Genomic DNA, 23,406 nt, shown 5'->3' on the forward strand with positions numbered 1-23,406 from the left:
CCTTCCGTTCATGACCCCGTGCCGATGCCCGCCAACCCGATGTCCGCCGCTGGAAAGCTGTTCGCCGTCGCCGCCCTGGTCGAGGGCGCTACCTGGGCCGGGCTGCTGGTCGGCATGCTGCTCAAGTACGGCACGCAGACGACCGAGATGGGGGTATGGCTGTTCGGGCGCCTGCACGGGCTGGCGTTCCTGTTCTACGTGGTCGCCAGCGTGTATGTCGGCGTGCGCCAGCGCTGGCCGTCGTGGGCGCTGCTGCTGGCGTTGCTGGCCGCGGTACCGCCGCTGGTCACGGTGCCGCTGGAATGGTGGTTCCGCCGCCGCGGCCTGTTGTCGCCGCCGCGCTGACCGCATGCCGGGTCGTGGCGACCCGCGGCGGGGTGGCCGGGACATGCACTACGATGAGGCTGGGCCGGCGCCGGGCATCGGGCAGGCCCCGGGCCTGGCCACGGCGAGCGGTCCGCCTGCATCGGGCATGTTCGCAGCCTGTTTAGGTTCGATCTTCTAGCTTTGGCGCCCTGTCTGCCCCCGGAGAGCCCCGTGCACCACGGAACCCCTGCTGCCGCCGTATCCGCCCGCCTGCCGGCGGCGGCACCTGCCTGCCGCCCCGCGCGTCCTGGCGCGAGGGGGCGCGCATGACCGCTGCGCCGGGTCCGGCGCGCGATGCCGGCATCGCCGTGCTGCCGGCGGAGAGCCCGCTGTCCATGCCGGTGCAGTCGCTGCGCGAGGGGCGTCTGCAGGGGCGCCGGCAGGACACGTCGCCGCCGAACATCGTGCTGCGCCGCCTGTATGTGTTCGGCACTACCGCGGCGATGACGGCGGTAGCCACCTGGATGATGGCGCGGGTCCTGGCCAACGGCGGCGTCAACGTACTCGAAGCCTGCCTGCTGGGCCTGTTCGTGCTGCTGTTCGCCTGGATCGCGTTCTCTTTCGTCAGCAGCCTGGCCGGCCTGCAGGCGCTGCTGCGCGGGCGGCGCAAGCTGGGCATCCACCCGCACGCGCCGCTGCCGGAACTGCACAGCCGCACCGCGCTGCTGATGCCCACCTACAACGAGGACCCGCGGCGGATGATGGCCGGGCTGCAGGCCATCTACGAATCGGTGGCGGCCACCGGCCAGCTCGACCGCTTCGACTTCTTCGTGCTCAGCGACACCACCCGCGAGGCCATCGGCCGCGCCGAGGAACAGGTGTTCGCGCGGCTGGTCGAGGCCACCGGCGGCCACGGCCGGCTGTTCTACCGGCGCCGCGCCGACAACGCCGGGCGCAAGGCGGGCAACATCGCCGACTGGGTGCGCCGCTTCGGTGGCGCGTACCCGCAGATGCTGATCCTGGACGCGGACAGCCTGATGACCGGCGAGGTGATCGTGCGCCTGGCCTCGGCCATGGAAAGACACCCCGGCGTCGGCCTGATCCAGTCGCTGCCGGCGGTGGTCGGCGGACGTACCGCGTTCGCGCGCATGCAGCAGTTCGGCGGCCGCGTCTACGGGCCGGTGATGGCCTACGGCGTGGCCTGGTGGCACGGTGCCGAGAGCAATTACTGGGGCCACAACGCGGTGATCCGCACCCGCGCCTTCGCCGAGCAGGCCGGGCTGCCGGAACTGCCCGGGCGCAAGCCGTTCGGCGGGCATGTGCTCAGCCACGATTTCGTCGAGGCCGCGCTCATGCGCCGCGGTGGCTGGGCGGCGCACATGGTGCCGTACCTGCAGGGCAGCTACGAGGAGGGCCCGCCGACGCTGACCGACCTGCTGATCCGCGACCGCCGCTGGTGCCAGGGCAACCTGCAGCACTCCAAGGTGGTCACCGCCGCCGGGCTGCACTGGATCAGCCGCGTGCACATGCTGGTCGGCATCGGTCACTACTTCACCGCGCCGATGTGGGCGATGCTGATGCTGATCGGCATGGCCATCCCGCTGATCCATGGCGGCATCGACGTGGCCGAGGAGCTGCACCTGCGGCTGTCACCCGCGCATTACTGGCGCGGGCTGGACGAGCAGGGCGTGCTGTGGGTGTTCGGCGTGACCATGGCCGTGCTGCTCGCGCCCAAGGCGATGGGCTACGTGGCCATGCTCAGTTCGCGCAGCGAGCGGCGCGGCTGCGGCGGCGCGCTGCGCGCATTCGTCTCGATGCTGCTGGAAACGCTGCTGGCGGCGCTGATGGCGCCGGTGGTGATGTACGTGCAGTCGCGTGGCGTGGCCGAGGTGCTGGCCGGCAAAGACTCGGGCTGGGACGCACAGCAGCGCGACGACGGCCGGGTCTCCTGGACCGCGCTGCTGCGCAGCTATGGCGGGCTGAGTGTGTTCGGCCTGGCGATGGGGGCGATGGCCTATGCGGTGTCGCCGTCGCTGGCGGCATGGATGGCGCCGGTGGTGATCGGCATGGTGCTGGCGGTACCGGTGGTGGGGCTGACCTCGTCGCGCCAGATTGGCGACTGGTTGCACCGGCACCGGTTGTTGACCATTCCCGAGGAAAGCGCGCCGCCACCGGTGCTTGTGCGCGCGGCCGAGCTGCGCGCGGCGGCGATGCAGGCGCCGCTTTCCGTGGAGTAGCAGGGCGGGTCTCTGTGTTGCCGACGGCCGGGGCGTCGGGTTTCGTGGCTAAAAAACGGATCGGATGTGAAACGGGGCGAGGGGGAAGGTGCTTCGCCTTCGCCTTCGCCGTTGCCGTGATTTTTCCCTGCTCTTTGCTTTTGCTTTCAGGGTCCCCTTCTGTAGCGACGGAGCCGGCGGGAAAAACCCGAAGGGCGACGTGCATGGGTTCGGCGGAAACAGGCGAAGCACTGCTTCGCCCCGGTGAGCGGGCTGGCGCCGTGAGGCGACTGCCCCGACCCCAGCTGCATCGCAGCTGGGCCAAAAATCCCGGCGGCGGAGTGGACCCGCGGCACGCAGTGCCGTGGGCGCGTAGGCAGGAGCGTGTTTCTCTTGGTTACTTCTCTTTGCACGAGCAAAGAGAAGTAACTCGCTCCTGCGAAGCAGGGGCGAAAGCTCTGCTTTCAAGCTTTCGCTTCTCGCTTTGCCTCTGGATTGCTTGATTTACTAACTTTTGGTTGTCGCTTTGGCGCAGATACCCGGGTCTTTCGCTTTTGGCGATCAGGGGGCCACAGCAAGGACAGAATCAGGATCAAAGGCTTTCGCCCCCCTTCGGGGTGCGAGCTACTTTTCTTTGCTCGTGCAAAGAAAAGGTAGCCAAAAGAAACACGGGCCGGGACGCGATCCGTCGGGCTGCGCCCGCCGGTTCCCTGCGCTCCTCGCGTGCCAGGGGGACGGCGCACAACTCGCTTCGCTCAGACACGTGCGCCTCTTCGCCCCCTGTCCCGCTGCGGTGCTCGGCTCGCTCTACGGCCGGGGAAGTCAAAGCTGGGAACAGCAACAGCAACAGCAACAGCAACAGCAACAGTGAGCGAGGGCGGCCATCGGCCTGGGCTCCCGCCCGCAGGCATAATGCGCCCCGGTCCCTTGGAGTCGCATGCAATGCTGGAAACGGTGGAACAGGAAACCGGCGCTTCGCCGGAATGGTCGGTGATCTGGCTGCACGGGCTGGGCGCCGATGGCCATGACTTCGCGCCGATCGTGCCGGAGCTGGTGCGGCCGCACTGGCCGGCGATCCGCTTCGTGTTCCCGCATGCGCCCAAGCGCCCGGTCAGCATCAACAACGGCATGCCGATGCGTGCGTGGTACGACATCGTCAGCCTGGATTTCCGCAGCCGTGCCGATGCGGCCGGCGTGGCCGAGTCCGTGGCCCAGGTCGAGGCGCTGATCGCGCGCGAGCAGGCGCGTGGCATCGCCCGCGAGCGCATCCTGCTGGCCGGGTTCTCGCAGGGCGGCGCCATCACCCTGTCCGCCGGCCTGCGCCAGCAGGCGCCGCTGGCCGGGCTGGTCGCGCTGTCGACCTACCTGCCGGAGGTGGATGCCGCCGCCGCGCAGCTTGTGCAAGGCGCCACCGCGCAGCCGGTATTCATGGCCCACGGCAGCGCCGACCCGGTGATCCCGGTGCAGGTCGCCGAACACAGCCTGCAGGTGCTCCAGGGGTTGGGGTTCGGGGTGGAATGGCATCGCTATGCGATGGCCCACCAGGTCTGCGCCGAGGAAATCCAGGCCTTGGGCGACTGGCTGCAGGCGCGGTTCGCACGCGGCTGAGGCCCGGCGCGGTGCGCTTGGCCGGTGACTGCCGGTCCGTGCCGGGGTTGGCTACCATGCGTCATCCGGGGAGCAATGCAGGGCAGGGGAGTGGCGATGAAAGTGCTCATTGCCGATGACGAGCCGCTGGCGCGCGAACGGCTGCGGATGCTGCTGTCCGCGCACGCCGGGGTGGCGGTGGTGGCCGAGGCCGGCGACGGCCAGGCGACGCTGGAGGCCTGCGCGCGGGCGCAGCCGGACGTTGTGCTGCTGGACATCGCCATGCCCGGCATGGATGGCCTGGACGTGGCGCGGCAACTGGCGCGGCTGGAACCGCGCCCGGCGGTGGTGTTCTGCACCGCCTACGAGTCGCACGCGCTGTCGGCCTTCGAGGCGGCGGCCATCGATTACCTGATGAAACCGGTGCGCGCCGAGCGGCTGGCGGCCGCGCTGGAGCGTGCGCGTACCTTCCTGGCCGGGCGTGGCGGCGCGGCGACGGCCGCTGCCGCGGGCGGGCGCCGGGTGCTGTGCGCGCGGCTGCGCGGCAACCTGCGGGTGATCCCGCTGGAGGACGTGCTCTACCTGCAGGCCGAGGAGAAGTACGTGGTGGTCCACCACGCGCATGGCGAGGACCTGATCGAGGAATCGCTGCGTTCGCTGGAGGAGGAGTTCGGCACCCGCTTCGTGCGTATCCACCGCAACTGCCTGGTCTCGCGCCAACGCCTGCAGGAACTGCGGCGGACCGCGGCCGGGCAGGTGCAGGCGGTGCTGCGCGGGGTGGCGCAGCCGCTGGAGGTCAGCCGTCGCTGCGTGGCGGCGCTGAAGGCGGAACTGGCCGGCACGTGAGTCCTGCGCCGATAATGGCGCCATGAACATGCTGCGCATCGCCACCCGCAAGAGCCCGCTCGCCCTGTGGCAGAGCGAACACGTCGCCGCCCGCCTGCGCCAGGCGCACCCCGGCCTGGTGGTCGAACTGGTGCCGATGAGCACCCGCGGCGACGAGGTTCTGGACCGCTCGCTGGCCGCCATCGGCGGCAAGGGCCTGTTCCTGAAGGAACTGGAGCTGGCGATGCTGCGCGGCGAGGCCGACTGCGCGGTGCATTCGCTCAAGGACGTGCCGATGGAGCTGGATGCGCCGTTCGCGCTGCCGGCGATCCTGGAACGCGCCGATCCGGCCGATGCCTTCGTCTCCAACCGCCATGCCAGCCTGGACGCGCTGCCGCATGGCGCGGTGGTGGGCACCTCGTCGTTGCGCCGCCAGGCGCAGCTGCGCGCGCTGCGCCCGGACCTGCAGGCGCGCGACCTGCGCGGCAACGTCAACACCCGCCTGGCCAAGCTCGACGCCGGCGATTACGACGCCATCATCCTGGCCTGTGCCGGGCTCGAGCGCCTGGAGCTGGGGGCGCGGATCCGCGACCGGCTGCGCCCGCCGCAGTGGCTGCCGGCGCCGGCGCAGGCGGCGGTGGCGGTGGAGTGCCGCGCCGATGCCGCCGACGTGATCGCATTGCTGGCGGTGCTGGACCACGCCGCCACCCGCGCCTGCGTGGAAGCCGAGCGGGCGATGAACCGCGCGCTGGACGGCAGTTGCCATGTGCCGGTGGCCGGGCTGGCGCAATGGCGCGGCGAGGACCTGTGGCTGCAGGGGCTGGTCGGCGGTGTCGCCGACGGGCGCGCGGTGCGCGCGCAGGGGCAGGGCCCGGGCAACGATCCGGAAGCGCTGGGCCGGGATGTCGCGCGCCAGCTGCTGGACGGCGGCGCCGGCGACCTGCTGCGCTGAGGCGGGAAACAGGAAAAGGGAACGGGGAATGGACGGGTGGCGCGTGGCCGTGGCGCGCCGCAGGCGCTCATCCCGCGGCCGCTGCCCGTCTTCCTGTTCCCCGTTCCCGGCTTCTTACTTGAAGCTGTAGACCACGTTCATCGTGGCCAGGGTGTCGGTCTTGCGCTTGTCCTCGGCCACGTCGCTGTTGTAGCGGGCCTGCCAGCCGGCCTTGAGCGCGAAATGGCGGTTCATCGCCACCGAAACGCCGAAATCGTTCTGCGCGAAGGTGTTGTACGAACCGGACTCGACCAGCAGGGTGTTCACCAGGTCGGTGTTGTCGGTGAGGCCGAACTTGAGGTCGAACAGGCCGCGGCCGATCAGCCCGGTGCGGTTCTCGTCGGTCTCGGAGTTGTGCGAGCGGCGTACGCCGGGGCCGATCTGGGTATCGAGCACCAGGCGTTCGCCGTCGATCAGCCGGGTGCCATAGCCCAGACCGAAGCTGCCCTGGCGGTCATAGGTGGCGAAATCATCGCTTTCGTAGCGCACCGTGGCGGTCAGCTGGCGGTGTTCGCCCAGTTGCAGCGCGCTGCCGGCGCCGGCGGTATAGCGGTTGGCGGTGGTCTGGCGCTTGCGGTAGGTGCTGCCGTCGTCGGCGGTTTGCTTGTACTCGGCGCTGGAGCGCAGCCCGAACAGGTCCATGCTGTGCACCCAGTCATCGTCGGTGTAGCGCAGCTTCAGGCGGCCGTTGAGGCTTTCGGTGGTGCTGTTGCCGCGCGCCGAGGCGAACCCGAGTTCGCCGCCGCTGCCGCTCCACGGCGAGGTCATCGCGGCGGGGTCGGAGGCATCGTCCGCCCACGCCATGGGGGCGCACAGCAGCAACGGCAGGAGCAGGGAAACGCGCAGGGACATCGGGAAGTCTCCAGGGAGGGCGGGAACGGGAACCGTTTTCATGATACCGGATGGCCCCGCCGCCCCCGCCCGCCGCCCGGGGGCGCTTGACCCGCGGTTAAGCCTGGCGCCGCGCCCGCCGCGCGCCATTCACCTCCGAGTCGGACATAATCGGGCCATGGACCGCTACGAACGCATCAACGCACTGCATCGCCTGCTCAAGTCCGCGCGCTATCCGATCACGGTGGCGCGCCTGCAGGAAGAACTGGGCTGTTCACGGGCCACGGTCTACCGCGACCTGGCCTTCCTGCGCGATGCGCTGATGGCGCCGGTGGAGGGCGATGGCGAGGCCGGTTTCCGCTACCAGAGCGGGGAAAGCGACCGGTTCGAGCTGCCGGGGTTGTGGCTGAGCTCGGAGGAACTGCACGCGCTGCTGGCGTCCCAGCACCTGCTGGCGCGTACCGGCGGCGGCGTGCTGTCCTCGGTGCTGGCACCGCTGCAGCAGCGCATCGAGGGCCTGCTGGCGGCCCAGGCCGGTGCCTCGTCGTGGCCGGTGGAGCGGGTGCGGGTGATCCCGCACCGTGGCCGCAAGCTCGACGAGGCCAGCTTCCGCACGGTGGCTTCGGGTGTGCTCGAGCGCCGCCAGCTGTCCTTCGATTACCGCGCCCGTTCCACCGACGAGGTCACCCGGCGCACGGTTTCGCCGCAGCGCATCACCCACTACCGCGACAACTGGTACCTGGATGCCTGGGACCATGGCCGCGAGGCGCTGCGCAGCTTCGCCGTGGACCGCATCCACAAGGCGCGGGTGATCGACCAGGCCGCGCGCGACATCGACGATGGCGAACTGGACGCGCAGCTGGGTGCCGGCTACGGCATCTTCTCCGGTGCGCCCAAGGGCTGGGCGACGATCCTGTTCAGCGCCAAGGCCGCGCGCTGGGTGGCCGACGAACACTGGCACTCGAAGCAGCAGGGCCGGTTCCTGGCCGATGGGCGCTACGAGCTGAAGGTGCCGTACAGCGTGTCGCGCGAGCTGCTGATGGACGTGCTGCATTACGGCTCGGACGCCGAGATCGTCGAGCCGCAGTCGCTGCGCGAGCAGGCCAAGGCACTGCTGTCGCTGGCGCTGAGCAACTACGACTGACGCCGCCCGCGCCGCAACGCCGGCGCGCTTGACCCCGTCATGGCGCCGGCGTACCGCGGCGCTGCAGCTGCGCGTTCATCGCCGCCGCGCCGGCCGGGGAGCGCAAGGACGGGCAGGGGCATTGGGCATGGCGTTGTCCCGGTCGAAGGACCGCCATGCTAGGCCGCGGCCGGCGCGCGGCGATTGACGCAGGTCAAAGCCGCCGGCTCCGGCGGCGCCGCTCAGTCGCGGTTGGGCACCTCGAAGCCGAGCCTGCCGACCTGCGACGGATGCTGCGGCACCCGCTTGAGCTTGTCGGTATTGACCTCGTAGCGGTCGCGCAGGCGCAACGCCAGCTGCCGGTACAGCGCGGCGTCCATGTCCGGCTCGCGGGCGAAGATCCACGCCATTTCGCGGCCCGGGTAGCCGATCAGCGCCCAGGAATAGTCCGGCGCCACTTCCAGCACGCGGGTGTGGGTGGGCACCACCTTGTAGAACCAGGTGCGCCAGCGGCGGTTGCCGCTGTCCTCGTCCACCCGCGCGCGCAGGTCGAGCTCCTCCTCGGGCGCGGTGAACCCATCGCGGTACTGGTAACGGATCGAGACCCGGTCGTCGCCGCGCAGGGTGTAGGTGTTGACGCTGGCCACATGCCCGCGCTCGACGAAGTTCGGCACCCGTCCGATCACGTACCAGCGCCCCATGAACCGCTGCAGGTCGATCGGGCCGTCGGCAATGCCCTCGGCCTGGGGGGCGGCCGCCGCGGCGTCCTGTGCGAGGGCCGGCGCCAGCGGCAGGGTCAGGCTCAGCAACAAGGCAGACAGGAACGCGGGAATGGGTCGCATTGCGGAGTGGAGCGCCGTGGTGGATGACGCCAGCATGTTCGATGGGCGGCGATGGATGCGTCAATGCCCGGTCGCACCCCCTGAGATGGATGCCTGGCAGCATGCGCCCGAACCCGTTACCGGAGCATGTCATGGCCGTCTCGTCCCGCCGTACTTCCGTCGAACATCCCGATCCGCGCGTGTTGCGCTGCGTCAGGCAGGCCGCGCTCGCGGGGCTGGCCCTGGTGCTGGTGTGGCCGGCCATGCGCGGCAGCAATGCCTGGATCGGCTGGCTGCCGCTGTGGCTGCTGGGCATGCCGTTGAGCGCATGGTGGGCGCTGTACCGGTTCCGCCTGCCCGCGGCCTGGCGCAACCGGCGGCAACGCAGCGGCAGCCGGCAGCGGCCGCAGGCGCGGCGCCTGCGCCGGGCGCGCCCGGCCGCCGCGGTACGCGCGGCCTGACCTTCGACAGGGGAAGCCCGCAGGGCGGCTGTGCTAGCGTGCGCGGCCTATGACCGCATGGAGCCATCATGTCCCGACTCTCTTCCGCCTGCCTTGCCGCGGGCCTGTTCACCGCCAGCCTGTCCGGAGCCGCCATGGCCGCCGATGATGGCCAGGACAAATACGCCTGGCTGGAAGACGTCACCGGCGACAAGCCGCTGGCGTGGGTGAAGGAGCAGAACGCCAAGGCCGAGGCGCGGCTGGCGCAGAGCCCGCAGTTCAAGGAGATGGAGGCCGGCATCCGCGCGGTGCTGGATTCGGACGCCAAGATCCCCGGCGTCGAGAAGATCGGCGACTACTACTACAACTTCTGGAAGGACAAGCAGCATGAGCGCGGCGTGTGGCGCCGCACCACGCTGGTCGAGTACCGCAAGGCCGAGCCGCTGTGGGAAACCGTCCTGGACCTGGACGCGCTGAACAAGGCCGAAGGCGAGAACTGGGTATGGCACGGCGCCAACTGCCTGCGCCCGCAGTACACCCGCTGCCTGATCGCGCTGTCGCGCGGCGGTGCCGACGCCGACGTCACCCGCGAGTTCGACCTGTCGAAGAAGGAGTGGATCAAGGACGGCTTCTTCCGCCCGGAGGCCAAGGGCGGCCTGGGTTGGATCGACCAGGACACCGTGTTCGTCTACACCGATTTCGGCGACGGCTCGATGACCACGTCCGGCTACCCGCGCGTGGTCAAGCGCTGGAAGCGCGGCACGCCGATGTCGGCGGCCACCCCGGTGTACGAAGGCACGCCGCAGGACATGTACATCGCGGCGATGCATGACGACACCCCGGGCTTCGAGCGCGACTTCGTCAGCCGCACCATCGCCTTCTACAACAACGAGCTGTTCCTGCTTGGTGCCGACGGCAAGCTGGCCAAGATCGATGCGCCCAATTCGGCCGAGAAGGGCGTGCGCCGCGAGTGGCTGACCCTGGAACTGCGCGAGCCGTGGACCGTGGGCGGCAAGACTTACGCCGCCGGCTCGCTGCTGGCGACGAAGTTCGACGACTTCATGGCCGGCAAGCGCGAGTTCGACGTGCTGTTCGCGCCCACCGACAGCACCTCGCTGGCCGGCGCCGCCTGGACCCGCAACCATGTCGTCCTGAATGTGCTCGATGACGTCAAGAACCGGCTGCAGGTGCTGACCCACGGCAAGGATGGCTGGACCCGCAGCGATTTCGTCGGCGCCCCGGCGTTCGGCACCATCGGCGTCGGCGCGGTGGATCCGGATGAAAGCGACGCGGTGTGGATGACCGTCACCGATTACCTGACCCCGACCACGCTGTCGCTGGCGCAGATCGGCCAGCAGCCGGAAGTGCTCAAGACCATGCCGGCGTTCTTCGACGCCAGCGGCAAGGTGATCGAACAGCACTTCGCCACCAGCAAGGACGGCACCCGCGTGCCGTACTTCGTGGTGCACGGCAAGGACATGAAGCGCGACGGCTCCAACCCGACCCTGCTGTACGGCTACGGCGGTTTCGAGATCTCGCTGACCCCGTCCTATTCCGGCGGCATGGGCCGCGCGTGGCTGGACAAGGGCGGCGTGTACGTGGTGGCCAACATCCGTGGCGGCGGCGAATACGGCCCGCGCTGGCACCAGGCCGCGCTGAAGCAGAACCGGCACAAGGCCTACGAGGACATGGCAGCCGTGGCCAGGGACCTGGTCGCGCGCGGGATCACCAGCGCCAGGCACCTGGGCGTGCAGGGCGGCAGCAATGGCGGCCTGCTGACCGGCAACATGCTCACCCAGTATCCGGAGCTGTTCGGTGCGGTGGTGGTGCAGGTGCCGCTGCTGGACATGAAGCGCTACAGCCACCTGCTGGCCGGTGCCTCGTGGATGGCCGAGTACGGCAACCCGGACACCGCGGACTGGGAGTTCATCAAGACCTTCTCGCCGTACCACCTGTTCGACCCGGCGAAGAACTACCCGCCGGTGCTGTTCACCACATCGACCCGCGATGACCGCGTGCACCCGGGCCATGCCCGCAAGATGGCGGCCATGATGATCGACGCCGGCAAGAACGTGACCTACTACGAGAACATCGAAGGCGGCCACGGCGGCGCGGCCAACAACGCGCAGGCCGCGCACATGTCGGCGCTGGCCTACAGCTTCCTGTGGGAGCAGTTGGGCGGTAAATGAGGCGTCGCGGCGGGACCGCGGCACCGGATTGAAACGACAACGCCACCGCAAGGTGGCGTTGTCGTGTGCGGGCCTCGTCCGTCGCCGTGCGTCATGCGCGTGCCCCGCGCCGGTGGCGGGCGCAGTGCATCACGGCCGCCGGGCACCGCAGCGCTGTTCCGCCGCGTCCGCCGCGGATGCGCGCCGGATGGGTCAGCCCGCCTGGGTTCCGCGCCAGTGTTCCAGCCCGCGTGCGATCCGCGTCACCGCCTCCTGCAGCCGCGCCACGTCCTGGGTATAGGCGATGCGCACGTGCTGGCGGGCGCGGTGGTGGCCGAAGTCCAGGCCCGGGGTGAACGCCACGTGCTCGGTCTCCAGGAAGTGCGCACAGAACGCCTGCGCATCGTCGGTGAATGCGCTTACGTCGCAATACAGGTAGAACGCGCCCTGCGGCTCCACGTCGATGCGGAAGCCGAGGCTGCGCAGCGCCGGCAGCAGGTAGTCGCGGCGCTGGCGGAACTGTTCGCGGCGCTGCTCGAAGATGGCGATGGTTTCCGGCTCGAAGCAGGCCAGCGCCGCGTGCTGGGCCATCGACGGCGCACTGATGTACAGGTTCTGCGCCAGCTTCTCCAGCTCGGGCACCGCCGCCGCTGGCGCCACCAGCCAGCCCAGGCGCCAGCCGGTCATGCCGAAGTACTTGGAGAAGCTGTTCAGCACGAACGCCTCGTCGTCCACTTGCAGCACGCTGGGCGCGTCGAAACCGTAGGTCAGGCCGTGGTAGATCTCGTCCACCACCAGGTGTCCGCCGCGTGCCTTCAGCGTGGCGGACAGTGCGGCCAGTTGCGCGGCATCGAGCGTGGTGCCGGTGGGATTGGCCGGTGAGGCGACCAGCGCGCCGACGCTGTCATCGTTCCAGTGCCGCTCGACCAGCGCCGGGGTCAGCTGGTAGCCGCTGTCCGGGCCGGCCGGCACCAGCTGCGCGGCACCCTCGACCAGGCGCAGGAAATGGCGGTTGCACGGATAGCCCGGGTCGGCCAGCAGCCAGTGCCGGCCCGGGTCGACCAGCAGGCTGGAGGCCAGCAGCAGCGCGCCCGAGCCGCCCGGGGTCACCAGGATCCGTTCCGGGTCGATCTCCAGGCCGTAGCGGCCGCGGTAGAAGCCGGCGATGGCCTCGCGCAGCGCCGGCAGGCCGCGCGCGGCGGTGTAGCGGGTATGACCGGCGCCGAGCGCGGCCTGGCCGGCGCGGATGATCGGCGCGGCGGTGGTGAAATCGGGTTCGCCGATCTCCAGGTGGATCACGTCGTGGCCGGCCTGCTCCAGCGCATTGGCGCGGGCCAGCAGGGACATGACATGGAACGGGGCGATCTCGTGGCTGCGCCGGCTGTAGCCGGACGGGGTGGGGGCGGCGGTGTTCATCGCCGCCATCATAGGCCGCCGCGCGCAGGCCGTGCCCGCGGCGACGTCCATGGCACACTGTCGGCCATCGCCCGGGCGGCAACGTGTCCGTCCATGGAGCCCGTGCCGTGAAACCTGTCCTTTGCCTGTTGGTCGCAAGCCTGATGATGAATACCGCCGCCGCTTCCCCGCCCGTCCCCCCGATGCCGAAAAGCGTCCCCACCAGGTCAGGGCGCCGTTCGGCGCGGTCCGCGAGGACGTCTACTACTGGCTGCGCGACGACGCACGCAAGGACCCGGCGATGCTGGCCTACCTCAACGCCGAGAATGCCTACACCGATGCGCTGATGGCGCCGCTCAAGCCGCTGCAGGACGCGCTCTACGCCGAGATCGTCGGCCGCATCAAGCAGGACGACGCCAGCGTGCCGTACCGCGAGCGCGGCTACTGGTATTACACCCGCTACGAGACCGGCAAGGACTACCCGGTCCACGCCCGCCGCAAGGGCGACATGCAGGCGCCGGAAGAAGTGCTGCTGGACCTGAACGCCATGGCCGAGGGCAAGGGCTACTTCGCCGTCGACGACATGGAAGTCAGCCAGGACAACCGCCTGCTGGCCTGGGCCGAGGATGACGTCGGCCGCCGCCAGTACGTGATCCGGTTCAAGGACCTTGCCACCGGGCAGCTGCTGCCGGACGTGATCCACGGGGTGTCGCCGAACGTGGTGTGGGCCGACGACAACCGCACCCTGTTCTACGTCGAGAACGACCCGGAGACCCTGCTCACGGTGCGCGTGAAGAAGCACGTGCTCGGCACCCCGGCCAGCAGCGACGCGCTGGTCTACGAGGAAGACGACGACAGCTTCTACATGGGCGTGGGCCGCACCCGCGACGACCGCTACATCACCATCGGCGTGGACAGCACCGTGTCCTCCGAGCTGCGCTACGCGCCGGCCGCCGACCCGGCGGTGTTCACCGTGCTGGCGCCGCGCGAGCGCGACGTGGAGTACGACGCCGACCATTTCGACGGCCGCTGGGTGATCCGGACCAATGCCGACGGCGCCAAGAACTTCAAGCTGGTCACCGCGGCGGACGGCGCCACCTCGCGCGCGCAATGGCGCGACTGGGTGAAGCACGACCCGCAGGTGCTGGTGGAAGGCTTCGAGCTGTTCGACGGCTTCACCGCCATCGCCGAACGCGCCGAGGCGCTGGAGCGGGTGCGCCTGCTGTTCGCCGACGGCCGCAGCGAACTGGTCAGGGCCGACGAGCCGGCGTATTCGATGGGCCTGTCGGTCAACGCCGAGCCGGACACCGACTGGCTGCGCTACAGCTACACCTCGCTGACCACGCCGGCCACCACCTACGAACTGAACGTGAAGACCGGCGAGCGGCGCCAGCTCAAGCAGCAGCCGGTGATCGGCTACGACCCGTCGCTGTACCAGACCGAGCGGGTGTGGGTGACCGCGCGCGACGGCGCCCGGGTGCCGGTGTCGCTGGTCTACCGCAAGGGCTTCCGCAAGGACGGCACCGCCGCGCTGTACCAGTACGCCTATGGCAGCTACGGCATGTCGATGGATCCGCATTTCAACCAGAGCGTGGTCAGCCTGCTGGACCGCGGCGTGGTCTATGCCATCGCCCACATCCGCGGTGGCGAGGAAATGGGCCGCCACTGGTACGAGGACGGCAAGCTGCTGCGCAAGCAGAACACCTTCAACGACTTCATCGACGTCACCCGCGCGCTGGTGGCGCAGGGCTACGCGGCGAAGGACCGGGTGGCCGCGGCCGGCGGCAGCGCCGGCGGCCTGCTGATGGGCGCGGTCGCCAACCAGGCGCCGGCTGACTACCGGGTGATGGTGGCGCAGGTGCCGTTCGTGGACGTGGTCACGACCATGCTCGACGCCAGCATCCCGCTGACCACCAACGAGTATGACGAGTGGGGCAACCCCGAGCAGAAGCCGTATTACGACTACATGCTCGGCTACTCGCCCTATGACAACGTGCGGGCGCAGGCCTATCCGGCGCTGTTCGTCGGTACCGGGCTGTGGGATTCGCAGGTGCAGTACTGGGAGCCGGCCAAATGGGTGGCGCGCCTGCGCGACGTCAACACCGGCACCCATCCCATCGTGTTCCGCACCAACATGGAAGCCGGCCATGGCGGCAAGTCCGGCCGCTTCCAGCGCTACCACGAGCTGGCCGAGGCCTACGCGTTCGTGCTGTCGCAGCTGGACGTGGCGCACTGACGGCAGCGGCGTACGTGCCGGAGCCGCCCACCCCGCGCGGACCGCGCCCGCCACGCCTGCGCTGGGCGTGGTGGCTGCTGGCCTATGCCAGCCTCGGGGTGGGCATCGTCGGCATCTTCGTGCCGGGGTTGCCGACCACGGTGTTCGTGCTGATCGCGGCCTGGGCCGCCTCGCGCGGCTCCGCCCGGCTGCACCGCTGGCTGCTGTCGCATCCGCGCTTCGGCAAGGCCATCGCCGACTGGCAGGCGCACGGCGCGGTCAGCCGCAGGGGCAAATGGATGGCCACCCTCACCATGCTGGCCTGCGCGTTGATCATGTTGTGGTGCGTGCCGCTGGCCTGGGTGAAGGCGATATCGATCGGCAGCATGGCCTGCGTCTGCACCTGGCTGTGGACGCGCCCGCTGCCGCCGGCGGAGTGAGCCCGGGTGCGTGGGCGCGCGGCTGTGTTGACCGCCGAGTGGATATACTCGGGCCATGAACAAGACGTCCCGCCTTCCGATGCTCGTTGCAGCCGCCTGTGCGCTGCTGGTCCTCACCGCCTGCGGCAACAAGGGGCCGCTGGTGATGCCGCAGAAGCCGGTGCCGGTGGAAGAGCAGGAAGTGAAGCCCGCCCCGCAGCCGCCGGCCGACGGCCCCGCACAGGACGCGAAGGCCGACGGCCACGATCATGAATAGGGCGGCCACGCCGCGCCTGCGTTTCAGCAAGATGCACGGTGCCGGCAACGATTTCGTGGTGCTGGACCTGCGTGACGGCACCCCACCGCCCGATGCCGGGCTGGCCGCGCGCCTGGCCGACCGCCACCGTGGCGTCGGCTGCGACCAGATCCTGACCATCGAGCCGCCGCGCGCCGCCGGCTCGGTGGCCTCATACCGGATCTGGAACTCCGACGGCTCCACCTCCCAGCAGTGCGGCAACGGCGCGCGCTGCGTGGGCGCCTGGCTGGTACGCGACGGCGCGGCGCAGGGGGAGGAATTCCTGATCGACAGCCCGCTGCGCACGCATGTCGTGCAGCGGCTGGACGCCGGGCATTACGCGGTGGCGATGGGCCGGCCCGAGTTCGCGCCGGCGTCGATTCCGCTGATCGGTTTCCCGCGCGCGCGCGAGGAATACGTGGTGCCGCTGCAGGGCGAGAACGTGCGCTTCGGCGCGGTGTCGATGGGCAACCCGCACGCGGTGCTGGAAGTGGGCCTGATCGACGCCGCACCGGTGGAGCGGATCGGTCCGCTGCTGCAGCAGCATGCCTCGTTCCCGGAGTCGGTGAACGTCGGCTTCGCCCAGGTGCTGGACCGCGGGCATATCCGCCTGCGGGTGTTCGAGCGCGGCGTCGGCGAGACCCTGGCCTGTGGCAGCGGCGCCTGCGCCGCGGCGGTGGTGCTGATGCAGCGCGGCCGGCTGGCGCGCGATGCCGTGGTGTCGCTGCCCGGCGGTGACCTGCGCATCCAGTGGCCGGCCGATGACGCGCAGATCGTGATGTCCGGCCCGGCGGCCTTCGTATTCGATGGAGAGTGGATGGGATGAACGAAACCCTGGAGAAGATCGGCGCGCATGAAGTCGCGGCCTGGCTGCGGCGTCATCCAACCTTCCTCAAGCAGTTCCCCGACCTGGCGCTGACCCTGGTGGTGCCGCGCGACGACGGCCCGACCGCGTCGCTGGCCAGCTACCAGCTGGAAGTGCTGCGCGACAAGAACCGCGAGTTGTCGCGGCGGCTGGTCGAGCTGGGCACCAACGCGCAGGTCAACGAGCGCCTGGCGGTGCGCACCCACCAGCTGACCCTGGCGCTGATGCGCCAAGGCAGCGCCGCCGACACCCTGCGCGCGATGGCCGCGTCGCTGGAGGAGGACTTCGCCGGCGACCTGGTGCGCATCGTCAGCCTGCAGCCGGTGGCGGAACTGGAACAGGCGCCATGGCTGCAGGTCATCGCCGCCGGCGACGCGCGGCTGGCGCCGTTCCACGACTGCCTGCAGGATGGCGAGCCGATCTGCGGCCGCCTGCAGCCGGAGAAGAACGAAGTGCTGTATGGCGAGCGGGTCGGCGAGGTGATGTCCACCGCGCTGCTGCCGCTGCCGGGCGTCGGCCTGATCGCCGTCGGCAGCCACGACCCCAACCGCTTCTATCCCGGCATGGGCACGCTGTTCCTGCGCATGATGGGCGAATCGCTGGTGGTGGCGCTGCAGCGGTTCCGCGCCGGCTGAGGTGGCCGCGGCGATGGACGCCGTCGAAGCTTTCCTGTCCTACCTGCAGGTCGAGCGGCGCATGTCCGCGCACACCCTCGATGCGTACCGGCGCGACCTCGCGGCGCTGGCGCAGTGGTGCGATGCGCAGGGGGCCGGCGAACCGCTGGCGCTGGCAACCGACCAGCTGCGCGCATTCATCGCCGCCGGGCACCGCCGCGGCCTGTCGCCGCGCAGCCTGCAGCGGCGCCTGTCGGCGATCCGCAGCTTCTACGCCTGGCTGCTCAAGCGCGGCGCGATCGGCAGCAGCCCGGCGGCCGGGCTGCGCGCGCCCAGGGCGCCGCGCAAGCTGCCGCAGGTGCTCGATGCCGACGAGGCGGTGCGCCTGGTCGAGCTGCCGACCGACGCGCCGCTGGGCCTGCGCGACCGCGCGCTGCTGGAACTGTTCTATTCCTCGGGCCTGCGCCTGAGCGAGCTGTGCGCGCTGCGCTGGCGCGATATCGACCTGGCCAGCGCGATGGTGCTGGTGCACGGCAAGGGCAACCGCGAGCGCACCGTGCCGGTCGGCTCGCACGCGCTGGCGGCACTGCTGGCGTGGCGCAAGGACAGTGGCGGCGGCAACGACGGCCCGGTGTTCCCCGGCCGCGGTGGCGGCGCGATCAGCCAGCGCGCGGTGCAGATCCGGATCAAGCAGCTGGCGCAGCGCCAGGGGCTGTTCAAGCACGTGCATCCGCACATGCTGCGGCACAGCTTCGCCAGCCACATCCTGGAGTCGTCCGGCGACCTGCGCGGCGTGCAGGAACTGCTTGGCCATGCTGACATCGCCACCACCCAGATCTACACCCACCTGGATTTCCAGCACCTGGCCAAGGTCTACGACGCGACGCATCCGCGCGCCAAGCGGCGCAGCTCTCCGTCGGACTGAGCAGCGCTTCCGCACGGACGCAATCCCGCGTCTGGAGATGGCCGGCCGGCGTGCCATCGCGGCGGCATCCTGCATGCCTGTCCCGCTTCCCGTTGAGCGCCATGGCCGCCTCCGTGCTGTCCGGCATCGATCCCGCATCGCTGCAGCCCCTGTTCGATCCCGATGACGCCGGGCTGGCGGCGCGCTATGCCGTGCGCCGCATCGCCGACAGCGCGCGCGGCTTCCCCTGTCGCGTCAGCCTGCGCGATGCCGCGGCCGGCGAGGAATTGCTGCTGGTGCCGTACTGGCACCCGCCCGCGGCGTCGCCATACCGCGCCGGCGGGCCGGTGTTCATCCGCCGCGGCGCGATGCCGGCGCGGTTGGCGGCCAACGAGGTGCCGCCGTATGTCGCGCACCGGCTGTTGTCGGTGCGCGCCTGCGACCCCGCCGGTTGCCGGGTGGCCGCCGAGGTGAGGGAGGGCGTGCAGGTGGGGGCGTGGCTGGGCAGCCAGCTGGACCATCCGGGCATCGCGCAGGCGCACCTGCACAGCGTCCGGCATGGCGGCTACCTGTGCCATGCCCGGCGTGCCGGCGCGGATCCGCGCACTCAGCTGAGATGGAACATCGCCTTGGCCAGCAGCACGATGCCGAGCATGTGGCAGAACACGCTGAGGTGGATGCGCCGGAAGCGGCGTTCGATGCGCGGACCGTCGCCGCGCGTGGCCATCGCCACGGCGAAGTGGCCGAGCACGCTCAGCGCCAGTGCGATCTTCAGCGTGAGCAGCAACGCGAAACGGCTGGCCAGCGGCTGCGCCAGCGCCATGCGGTAATGCCAGGACATGCCCAGGCCACTGGCGTACAGCACCGCCAGTACCCACGGCATCACCCGGCGCGCGCGGCGGGCGATGGCCGCCTCGATGCGCTGCCGGGTCGCCGCCGATACCTGGGCCAGGGCGCTGCCGAGGATCAGCACCTCGAAGAACACCGCGCCGACGAACATCAGTGCGGCGAACAGGTGCGCGGTGAGCAGCAGCGGGTAGGGAATCACGGTGTTCCTCGGGTGGCCGGGCCACGCTGCCATGATGGTGGGGCCGCAGCGGCCGCCACTTGACCTGAATCAAGCTGTGCTGCCCGCGGGCGGCTGCTTGAACCGTCGGCCACTGCCCCCATTGTTGCCGGGACACCCCGGAGGCCCCAATGGATCCCAGCCAGAACCCGAATGTTTTCCACGCCACCACCATCTGCTGCGTGCGTCGCGGCGAGCACGTGGCGATCGCCGGCGATGGCCAGGTCACGCTGGGCCATACGGTGATGAAAGGCAATGCGCGCAAGGTGCGCCGGCTCGGCCGCGACGGCCAGGTGCTGGCCGGCTTCGCCGGTGCCGCCGCCGACGCCTTCACCCTGTTCGAGCTGTTCGAGGCCAAGCTGGAGAAGCACGGCCAGCTGACCCGCGCGGCGGTGGAACTGGCCAAGGACTGGCGCACCGAACGCCGCCTGGGCAAGCTCGAGGCGCTGCTGGCCGTGGCCGACCGGGAAACCTCGCTGATCATCAGCGGCACCGGCGACGTGATCGAACCGGAAGACGGCATCATCGCCATCGGCTCCGGCGGCTCCTACGCCCTGAGCGCGGCGCGCGCGCTGCTGGCGCATACCCAGATGGACGCGCGCGCGGTGGCCACCGAGGCGATCAACATCGCCGGCGGCATCTGCATCTATACCAATACCAACGTGGTGGTCGAAGAACTCTGAGGCACGTGCCGCATGCACCCATGAAGCCGGTGGGGCCGATGCGCGGCATCCCCGCGCTCATCGGTTCCGGCGTTCCGTGCAGCCCGCGACTTCCGCCACCCCCGGCGCCATCGTTTCCCAGGTAAAGCCATGAACCACAAGATCGAAGTTTCCTCCGCCACCATGACCCCGCGCGAGATCGTGCAGGAGCTGGACCGGCACATCGTCGGCCAGCACGACGCCAAGCGCGCGGTCGCCATTGCCCTGCGCAACCGCTGGCGGCGCATGCAGCTGCCGGCCGAGCTGCGCAACGAGGTGATGCCCAAGAACATCCTGATGATCGGCCCCACCGGCGTCGGCAAGACCGAGATCGCGCGGCGCCTGGCGACGCTGGCCAATGCGCCGTTCGTCAAGGTCGAGGCGACCCGCTTCACCGAAGTCGGTTACGTCGGCAAGGACGTGGAGCAGATCATCCGCGACCTGGCCGACACCGCGGTCAAGCTGTACCGCGAGCAGGCCAAGGTGCGGGTGCGCACCCAGGCCGAGGAGAAGGCCGAGGACCGCATCCTTGACGCGCTGCTGCCACGGCGCAGCGTCGGCATCGGCTTCGATGCGGAGGCCGCGCGCAACGAGCCGTCGGCGGCCGACAGCGAGACCCGCATCAAGTTCCGGCGCATGCTGCGCAACGGCGAGCTGGACGAGCGCGAGATCGAGCTGGAGATGTCCGCCAACGTGAGCATGGACATCATGACCCCGCCGGGCATGGAGGAAATGGGCCAGCAGCTGCGTTCGATGTTCGCCAATCTGGGCGGCGCCAAGTCGAACAAGCGCACGCTGACGATCAAGGCCGCACGCCCGCTGCTGGTCGAAGAGGAGGCCGGCAAGCTGGTCAACGAGGACGACATCCGCACGGCCGCGATCGAGGCCTGCGAGCAGCACGGCATCGTGTTCATCGACGAGATCGACAAGGTCGCCAAGCGTGGCGACAACGTGGGTGGGGGCGATGTTTCGCGCGAAGGCGTGCAGCGCGATCTGTTGCCGCTGGTGGAAGGCTCCAACGTGTCCACCAAGTACGGCACGGTCAAGACCGACCACATCCTGTTCATCGCTTCCGGCGCGTTCCACCTGGCCAAGCCCAGCGACCTGATCCCGGAGCTGCAGGGGCGCTTCCCGATCCGCGTCGAGCTGGGCGCGCTCAGCAAGAACGACTTCGTGCGCATCCTTACCGAGCCGAAGGCGGCGCTGACCAAGCAGTACGAAGCACTGCTGGCCACCGAGGGGGTCAAGGTGAGCTTCACCGCCGACGCCATCGAGCGCCTGGCCGAGATCGCGTTCCAGGTCAACGAGCGGCAGGAGAACATCGGTGCCCGCCGCCTGCACACGGTGCTGGAACGGCTGCTGGACACGCTCAGCTACGAGGCGCCGGACCGCGACGGTGAAACCCTGGCCATCGACACCGCTTACGTCGACCGGCACCTGGGCGAACTGGTGCAGGACCCGGACCTGAGCCGCTACATCCTGTAACCCCATCGCCTGTGCGATGACGGCGCCCCCTGTGGGCGCCGTCGTCGTTCCGGGCGCCGCCAGGGCGGGGCGTCAGGCATCCCAGCCCGCGCTGTCGTCGTGCGCCGGAAACACGCCCGGCTGGAACACCCCCTCGCGGACGTAGGCCTGCAGCACCACGTCCATCACCATCAGCCCGTCGCGCTCCAGGTCGTACTCTTCCGGCTGCGCCATGGCGTTGTACAGCGCGCCGGTCAGGCTGATGTGCAGCATGCGGCTGGCGGTGGCCGCGTCGACCCCGGGGCGCAGCTGCCCCAGTTCGCGCGCGCGCTCCAGGGTGCGGGTGACCATGTCCAGCTCCTCCTGCGAGTTCTGGCGCTGCATCGCCTGGATGCTCAGGCTTTCGCTGGACTGCTCGCTGCGCAGCAGGATCTCCATCAGGCTGCGTTGCCGCGGGTCGCCGGCCAGTTCGGCGAGCGAAACGCGGATGACCTCGCGCAGGTCCAGGATCGGCGTCTGCCGCTGCGGCGCGTAGGTGCGCTGCAGGCGCTGCACGAACGGCATGCGGTCGCGCTCGATCATCGCCTCCAGCACTTCGGTCTTGTTCCGGAAATGCCAGTACACCGCGCCGCGGGTATAGCCGGCGCGGGTGGCGATCATCGCCAGCGTGGTGCCGACCACCCCGTGTTCGTGGAAACAGGCGATCGCCGCGTCGAGGATGCCCTCGCGGGTCGCCTGTGCGTCCTCTTTGCTCTTACGCGCCATCGCAGTGCCGTTGCACACAACTGACATGAAACATGTCTGAATTCTACCAATTTACAAACAGACATGCATGTATGTATTCTTCCGCGCTCTTTTGCCGTCATTCGATCGCGGTAACGTGCGCAGGCCCTTCCTGTGCGCCGCCGCGGGTGGCCGCCGTCCAGGGCGGGCCGGCCCGGTCGCATGGCTTCCTTCCTTACTGCCGAGTTTCCCCGCCATGAGTCGATCGATTCTCCGCCCCGTCCTCCTGTCGCTGCTGGTCGCCGGCGCACTGGCCGCCTGTGGCGGGCAGCCGCCGCAGCAGGGTGGTGGCCCCGGGCAGGTCACCGTCGTCACCCTGAAGGCCGAGCCGGTCACCCTGACCCGCGAACTGGTCGGCCGGGCCACCGGCTACCAGGTGGCCGAAGTGCGGCCGCAGGTCAGCGGCATCGTCGCCCGGCGCCTGTTCACCGAGGGCAGCGTGGTCAAGCAGGGCCAGCCGCTGTACCAGCTCGACGACGCCGCCTACCGTGCCCAGGCCAACAGCGCGCGGGCGCAGCTGGCGCGCGCCGAAGCCAGCGCCAACGCCGCGCGGCTGGCCGCGCGGCGCAGTACCGAGCTGGTCAAGAGCCGGGTGATCAGCGTGCAGGACGACGAGAACGCGCAGGCCGCCTGGAAGCAGGCCGAGGCCGACGTCGGTGCCGCCCGCGCCGCGCTGGACGCGGCCAACGTCACCCTGGGCTATGCCCGCATCACCGCGCCGATCAGCGGCCAGATCGGCAAGTCCAGCGTCACCCAGGGCGCGCTGGTCAGTGCCGGCCAGGCCGAAGCGCTGGCCACCATCAACCAGCTGGACCCGATCTACATCGACGTCAGCCAGTCCTCGGCCGAGCTGCTGCAGCTGCGCCGCGAGCTGGCCGCCGGGCGCCTGCAGGGCGCGACCGGGCTGCCGGTGGACATCGTGCTGGAAGACGGCAGCACGTACGCGCACAAGGGCACGCTGGAGTTCTCCGAGGTCAGTGTCGACCCCAGCACCGGCAGCTATGGCCTGCGGGTGCGGGTGGACAATCCCGAGCAGGTGCTGATGCCGGGCATGTTCGTGCGCGCGGTGCTGGGCAGCGGCGTGCGCCAGGACGCGCTGCTGGTGCCGATGCAGGGCATCACCCGCGACCCCAAGGGCAATGCGAGCGCGATGGTGGTCGATGGCGAGGGCAAGGTCGCCCAGCGCGCGGTCACCGTCAGCCGTGCCATCGGCGACAAGTGGCTGGTCGAGGACGGCCTGAAGGCCGGCGACAAGGTCATCGTCGAGGGCCTGCAGAAGATCGGCCCGGGCATGCCGGTGCAGGCCACCGAGAAGGGTGCCGAGCCCGCCAAGCCCGCGGCGCCCGCCGCGCCGGCCGCCCAGCAGTAAGCGGAGAC

22 protein-coding genes and 1 pseudogene are annotated in these 23,406 nt (G+C 70.1%); 18 read left to right on the top strand and 5 right to left on the bottom strand.

The window, feature by feature from the left end:
- The first annotated feature begins 39 nt into the window (after window positions 1-39).
- The 5 genes from B1L07_02640 to B1L07_02660 all read left to right on the top strand — a co-directional run bounded on the left by B1L07_02640 (window position 40) and on the right by B1L07_02660 (window position 5,886).
- A complete protein-coding gene (locus B1L07_02640) occupies window positions 40-345 on the top strand; it encodes a hypothetical protein (protein ID AUZ56422.1) in 306 nt (101 codons plus the stop codon).
- 287 nt (window positions 346-632) lie between these two features.
- Window positions 633-2,543 (top strand): glucan biosynthesis glucosyltransferase H, encoded by a 1,911-nt coding sequence (locus tag B1L07_02645; protein AUZ54207.1) that lies wholly within the window; start codon window positions 633-635, stop codon window positions 2,541-2,543.
- A gap of 921 nt (window positions 2,544-3,464) precedes the next feature.
- On the top strand, window positions 3,465-4,130 hold the full coding sequence (locus tag B1L07_02650) for a carboxylesterase (protein AUZ54208.1): 666 nt from the start codon (window positions 3,465-3,467) through the stop codon (window positions 4,128-4,130).
- A gap of 96 nt (window positions 4,131-4,226) precedes the next feature.
- Entirely contained in the window at window positions 4,227-4,955 is a 729-nt protein-coding gene (locus B1L07_02655; protein AUZ54209.1) for a DNA-binding response regulator, read from the top strand.
- 22 nt (window positions 4,956-4,977) lie between these two features.
- A complete protein-coding gene (locus tag B1L07_02660; GenBank protein AUZ54210.1) occupies window positions 4,978-5,886 on the top strand; it encodes a hydroxymethylbilane synthase in 909 nt (302 codons plus the stop codon).
- Window positions 5,887-6,000: 114 nt separating this feature from the next.
- On the opposite strand, the gene B1L07_02665 is transcribed toward B1L07_02660, so the two are convergent.
- Window positions 6,001-6,777, bottom strand: coding sequence for a hypothetical protein (locus B1L07_02665; protein AUZ54211.1), 777 nt, complete (start codon window positions 6,775-6,777; stop codon window positions 6,001-6,003).
- 157 nt (window positions 6,778-6,934) lie between these two features.
- On the opposite strand from B1L07_02665, the gene B1L07_02670 reads away from it, so the two are divergent.
- Window positions 6,935-7,900 carry a transcriptional regulator gene (locus B1L07_02670; protein ID AUZ54212.1) on the top strand — a complete coding sequence of 322 codons (966 nt, stop codon included), beginning with the start codon at window positions 6,935-6,937 and terminating at the stop codon, window positions 7,898-7,900.
- Between the two features lie 221 nt (window positions 7,901-8,121).
- Here the strand turns inward: B1L07_02670 and B1L07_02675 are convergent, their stop codons facing one another.
- The gene (locus B1L07_02675; GenBank protein ID AUZ54213.1) at window positions 8,122-8,721 is read right to left on the bottom strand and encodes a hypothetical protein; all 600 of its coding nucleotides are present in this window, start codon (window positions 8,719-8,721) and stop codon (window positions 8,122-8,124) included.
- Between the two features lie 131 nt (window positions 8,722-8,852).
- Between B1L07_02675 and B1L07_02680 the strand changes: the two genes are divergently transcribed.
- Both B1L07_02680 and B1L07_02685 read left to right on the top strand, forming a co-directional pair.
- On the top strand, window positions 8,853-9,161 hold the full coding sequence (locus B1L07_02680; protein AUZ54214.1) for a hypothetical protein: 309 nt from the start codon (window positions 8,853-8,855) through the stop codon (window positions 9,159-9,161).
- Window positions 9,162-9,229: 68 nt separating this feature from the next.
- Window positions 9,230-11,329, top strand: coding sequence for a S9 family peptidase (locus tag B1L07_02685; GenBank protein ID AUZ54215.1), 2,100 nt, complete (start codon window positions 9,230-9,232; stop codon window positions 11,327-11,329).
- A gap of 192 nt (window positions 11,330-11,521) precedes the next feature.
- Here B1L07_02685 and B1L07_02690 read toward each other — a convergent pair whose 3' ends face one another.
- Entirely contained in the window at window positions 11,522-12,733 is a 1,212-nt protein-coding gene (locus tag B1L07_02690) for an aminotransferase (GenBank protein ID AUZ56423.1), read from the bottom strand.
- Window positions 12,734-12,845: 112 nt separating this feature from the next.
- Between B1L07_02690 and B1L07_02695 the strand changes: the two genes are divergently transcribed.
- From B1L07_02695 to B1L07_02725, 7 genes and pseudogenes are all read left to right on the top strand, one after another.
- The gene (locus tag B1L07_02695) at window positions 12,846-14,939 is read left to right on the top strand and encodes an oligopeptidase B (protein AUZ54216.1); all 2,094 of its coding nucleotides are present in this window, start codon (window positions 12,846-12,848) and stop codon (window positions 14,937-14,939) included.
- A 14-nt stretch (window positions 14,940-14,953) separates the two neighbouring features.
- Entirely contained in the window at window positions 14,954-15,358 is a 405-nt protein-coding gene (locus B1L07_02700; GenBank protein AUZ54217.1) for a hypothetical protein, read from the top strand.
- Between the two features lie 55 nt (window positions 15,359-15,413).
- Window positions 15,414-15,551 (top strand): annotated as a pseudogene (locus B1L07_02705) (hypothetical protein).
- Window positions 15,552-15,606: 55 nt separating this feature from the next.
- Entirely contained in the window at window positions 15,607-16,458 is an 852-nt protein-coding gene (locus tag B1L07_02710; protein ID AUZ54218.1) for a diaminopimelate epimerase, read from the top strand.
- Window positions 16,455-17,132: a hypothetical protein gene (locus tag B1L07_02715; protein ID AUZ54219.1), complete on the top strand. Its 678-nt coding sequence runs from the start codon at window positions 16,455-16,457 to the stop codon at window positions 17,130-17,132. The genes B1L07_02710 and B1L07_02715 overlap by 4 nt, the downstream gene beginning before the upstream one ends.
- Before the next feature lie 13 nt (window positions 17,133-17,145).
- Window positions 17,146-18,036, top strand: a complete 891-nt coding sequence (locus tag B1L07_02720; protein ID AUZ56424.1) for a tyrosine recombinase XerC — start codon at window positions 17,146-17,148, stop codon at window positions 18,034-18,036.
- Between the two features lie 101 nt (window positions 18,037-18,137).
- On the top strand, window positions 18,138-18,845 hold the full coding sequence (locus B1L07_02725) for a hypothetical protein (protein ID AUZ54220.1): 708 nt from the start codon (window positions 18,138-18,140) through the stop codon (window positions 18,843-18,845).
- Here the strand turns inward: B1L07_02725 and B1L07_02730 are convergent.
- A complete protein-coding gene (locus B1L07_02730) occupies window positions 18,623-19,060 on the bottom strand; it encodes a hypothetical protein (GenBank protein AUZ56425.1) in 438 nt (145 codons plus the stop codon). The two genes, B1L07_02725 and B1L07_02730, sit on opposite strands and share 223 nt — an antisense overlap.
- 152 nt (window positions 19,061-19,212) lie before the next feature.
- On the opposite strand from B1L07_02730, the gene B1L07_02735 reads away from it, so the two are divergent.
- Together B1L07_02735 and B1L07_02740 are read left to right on the top strand one after the other, a co-directional pair.
- Complete coding sequence (locus B1L07_02735; protein AUZ54221.1) at window positions 19,213-19,764, top strand: HslU--HslV peptidase proteolytic subunit; 552 nt, start codon at window positions 19,213-19,215, stop codon at window positions 19,762-19,764.
- Window positions 19,765-19,893: 129 nt separating this feature from the next.
- Complete coding sequence (locus B1L07_02740; GenBank protein AUZ54222.1) at window positions 19,894-21,267, top strand: HslU--HslV peptidase ATPase subunit; 1,374 nt, start codon at window positions 19,894-19,896, stop codon at window positions 21,265-21,267.
- Between the two features lie 72 nt (window positions 21,268-21,339).
- Here B1L07_02740 and B1L07_02745 read toward each other — a convergent pair whose 3' ends face one another.
- Entirely contained in the window at window positions 21,340-22,011 is a 672-nt protein-coding gene (locus tag B1L07_02745; GenBank protein AUZ54223.1) for a TetR family transcriptional regulator, read from the bottom strand.
- A gap of 214 nt (window positions 22,012-22,225) precedes the next feature.
- Between B1L07_02745 and B1L07_02750 the strand changes: the two genes are divergently transcribed.
- Window positions 22,226-23,398, top strand: coding sequence for an efflux transporter periplasmic adaptor subunit (locus B1L07_02750; protein ID AUZ54224.1), 1,173 nt, complete (start codon window positions 22,226-22,228; stop codon window positions 23,396-23,398).
- Window positions 23,399-23,406: the final 8 nt, after the last annotated feature.

The sequence above is a fragment of the Stenotrophomonas acidaminiphila genome, from assembly GCA_002951995.1.
Taxonomy (GTDB): Bacteria; Pseudomonadota; Gammaproteobacteria; order Xanthomonadales; family Xanthomonadaceae; genus Stenotrophomonas; species Stenotrophomonas acidaminiphila_A.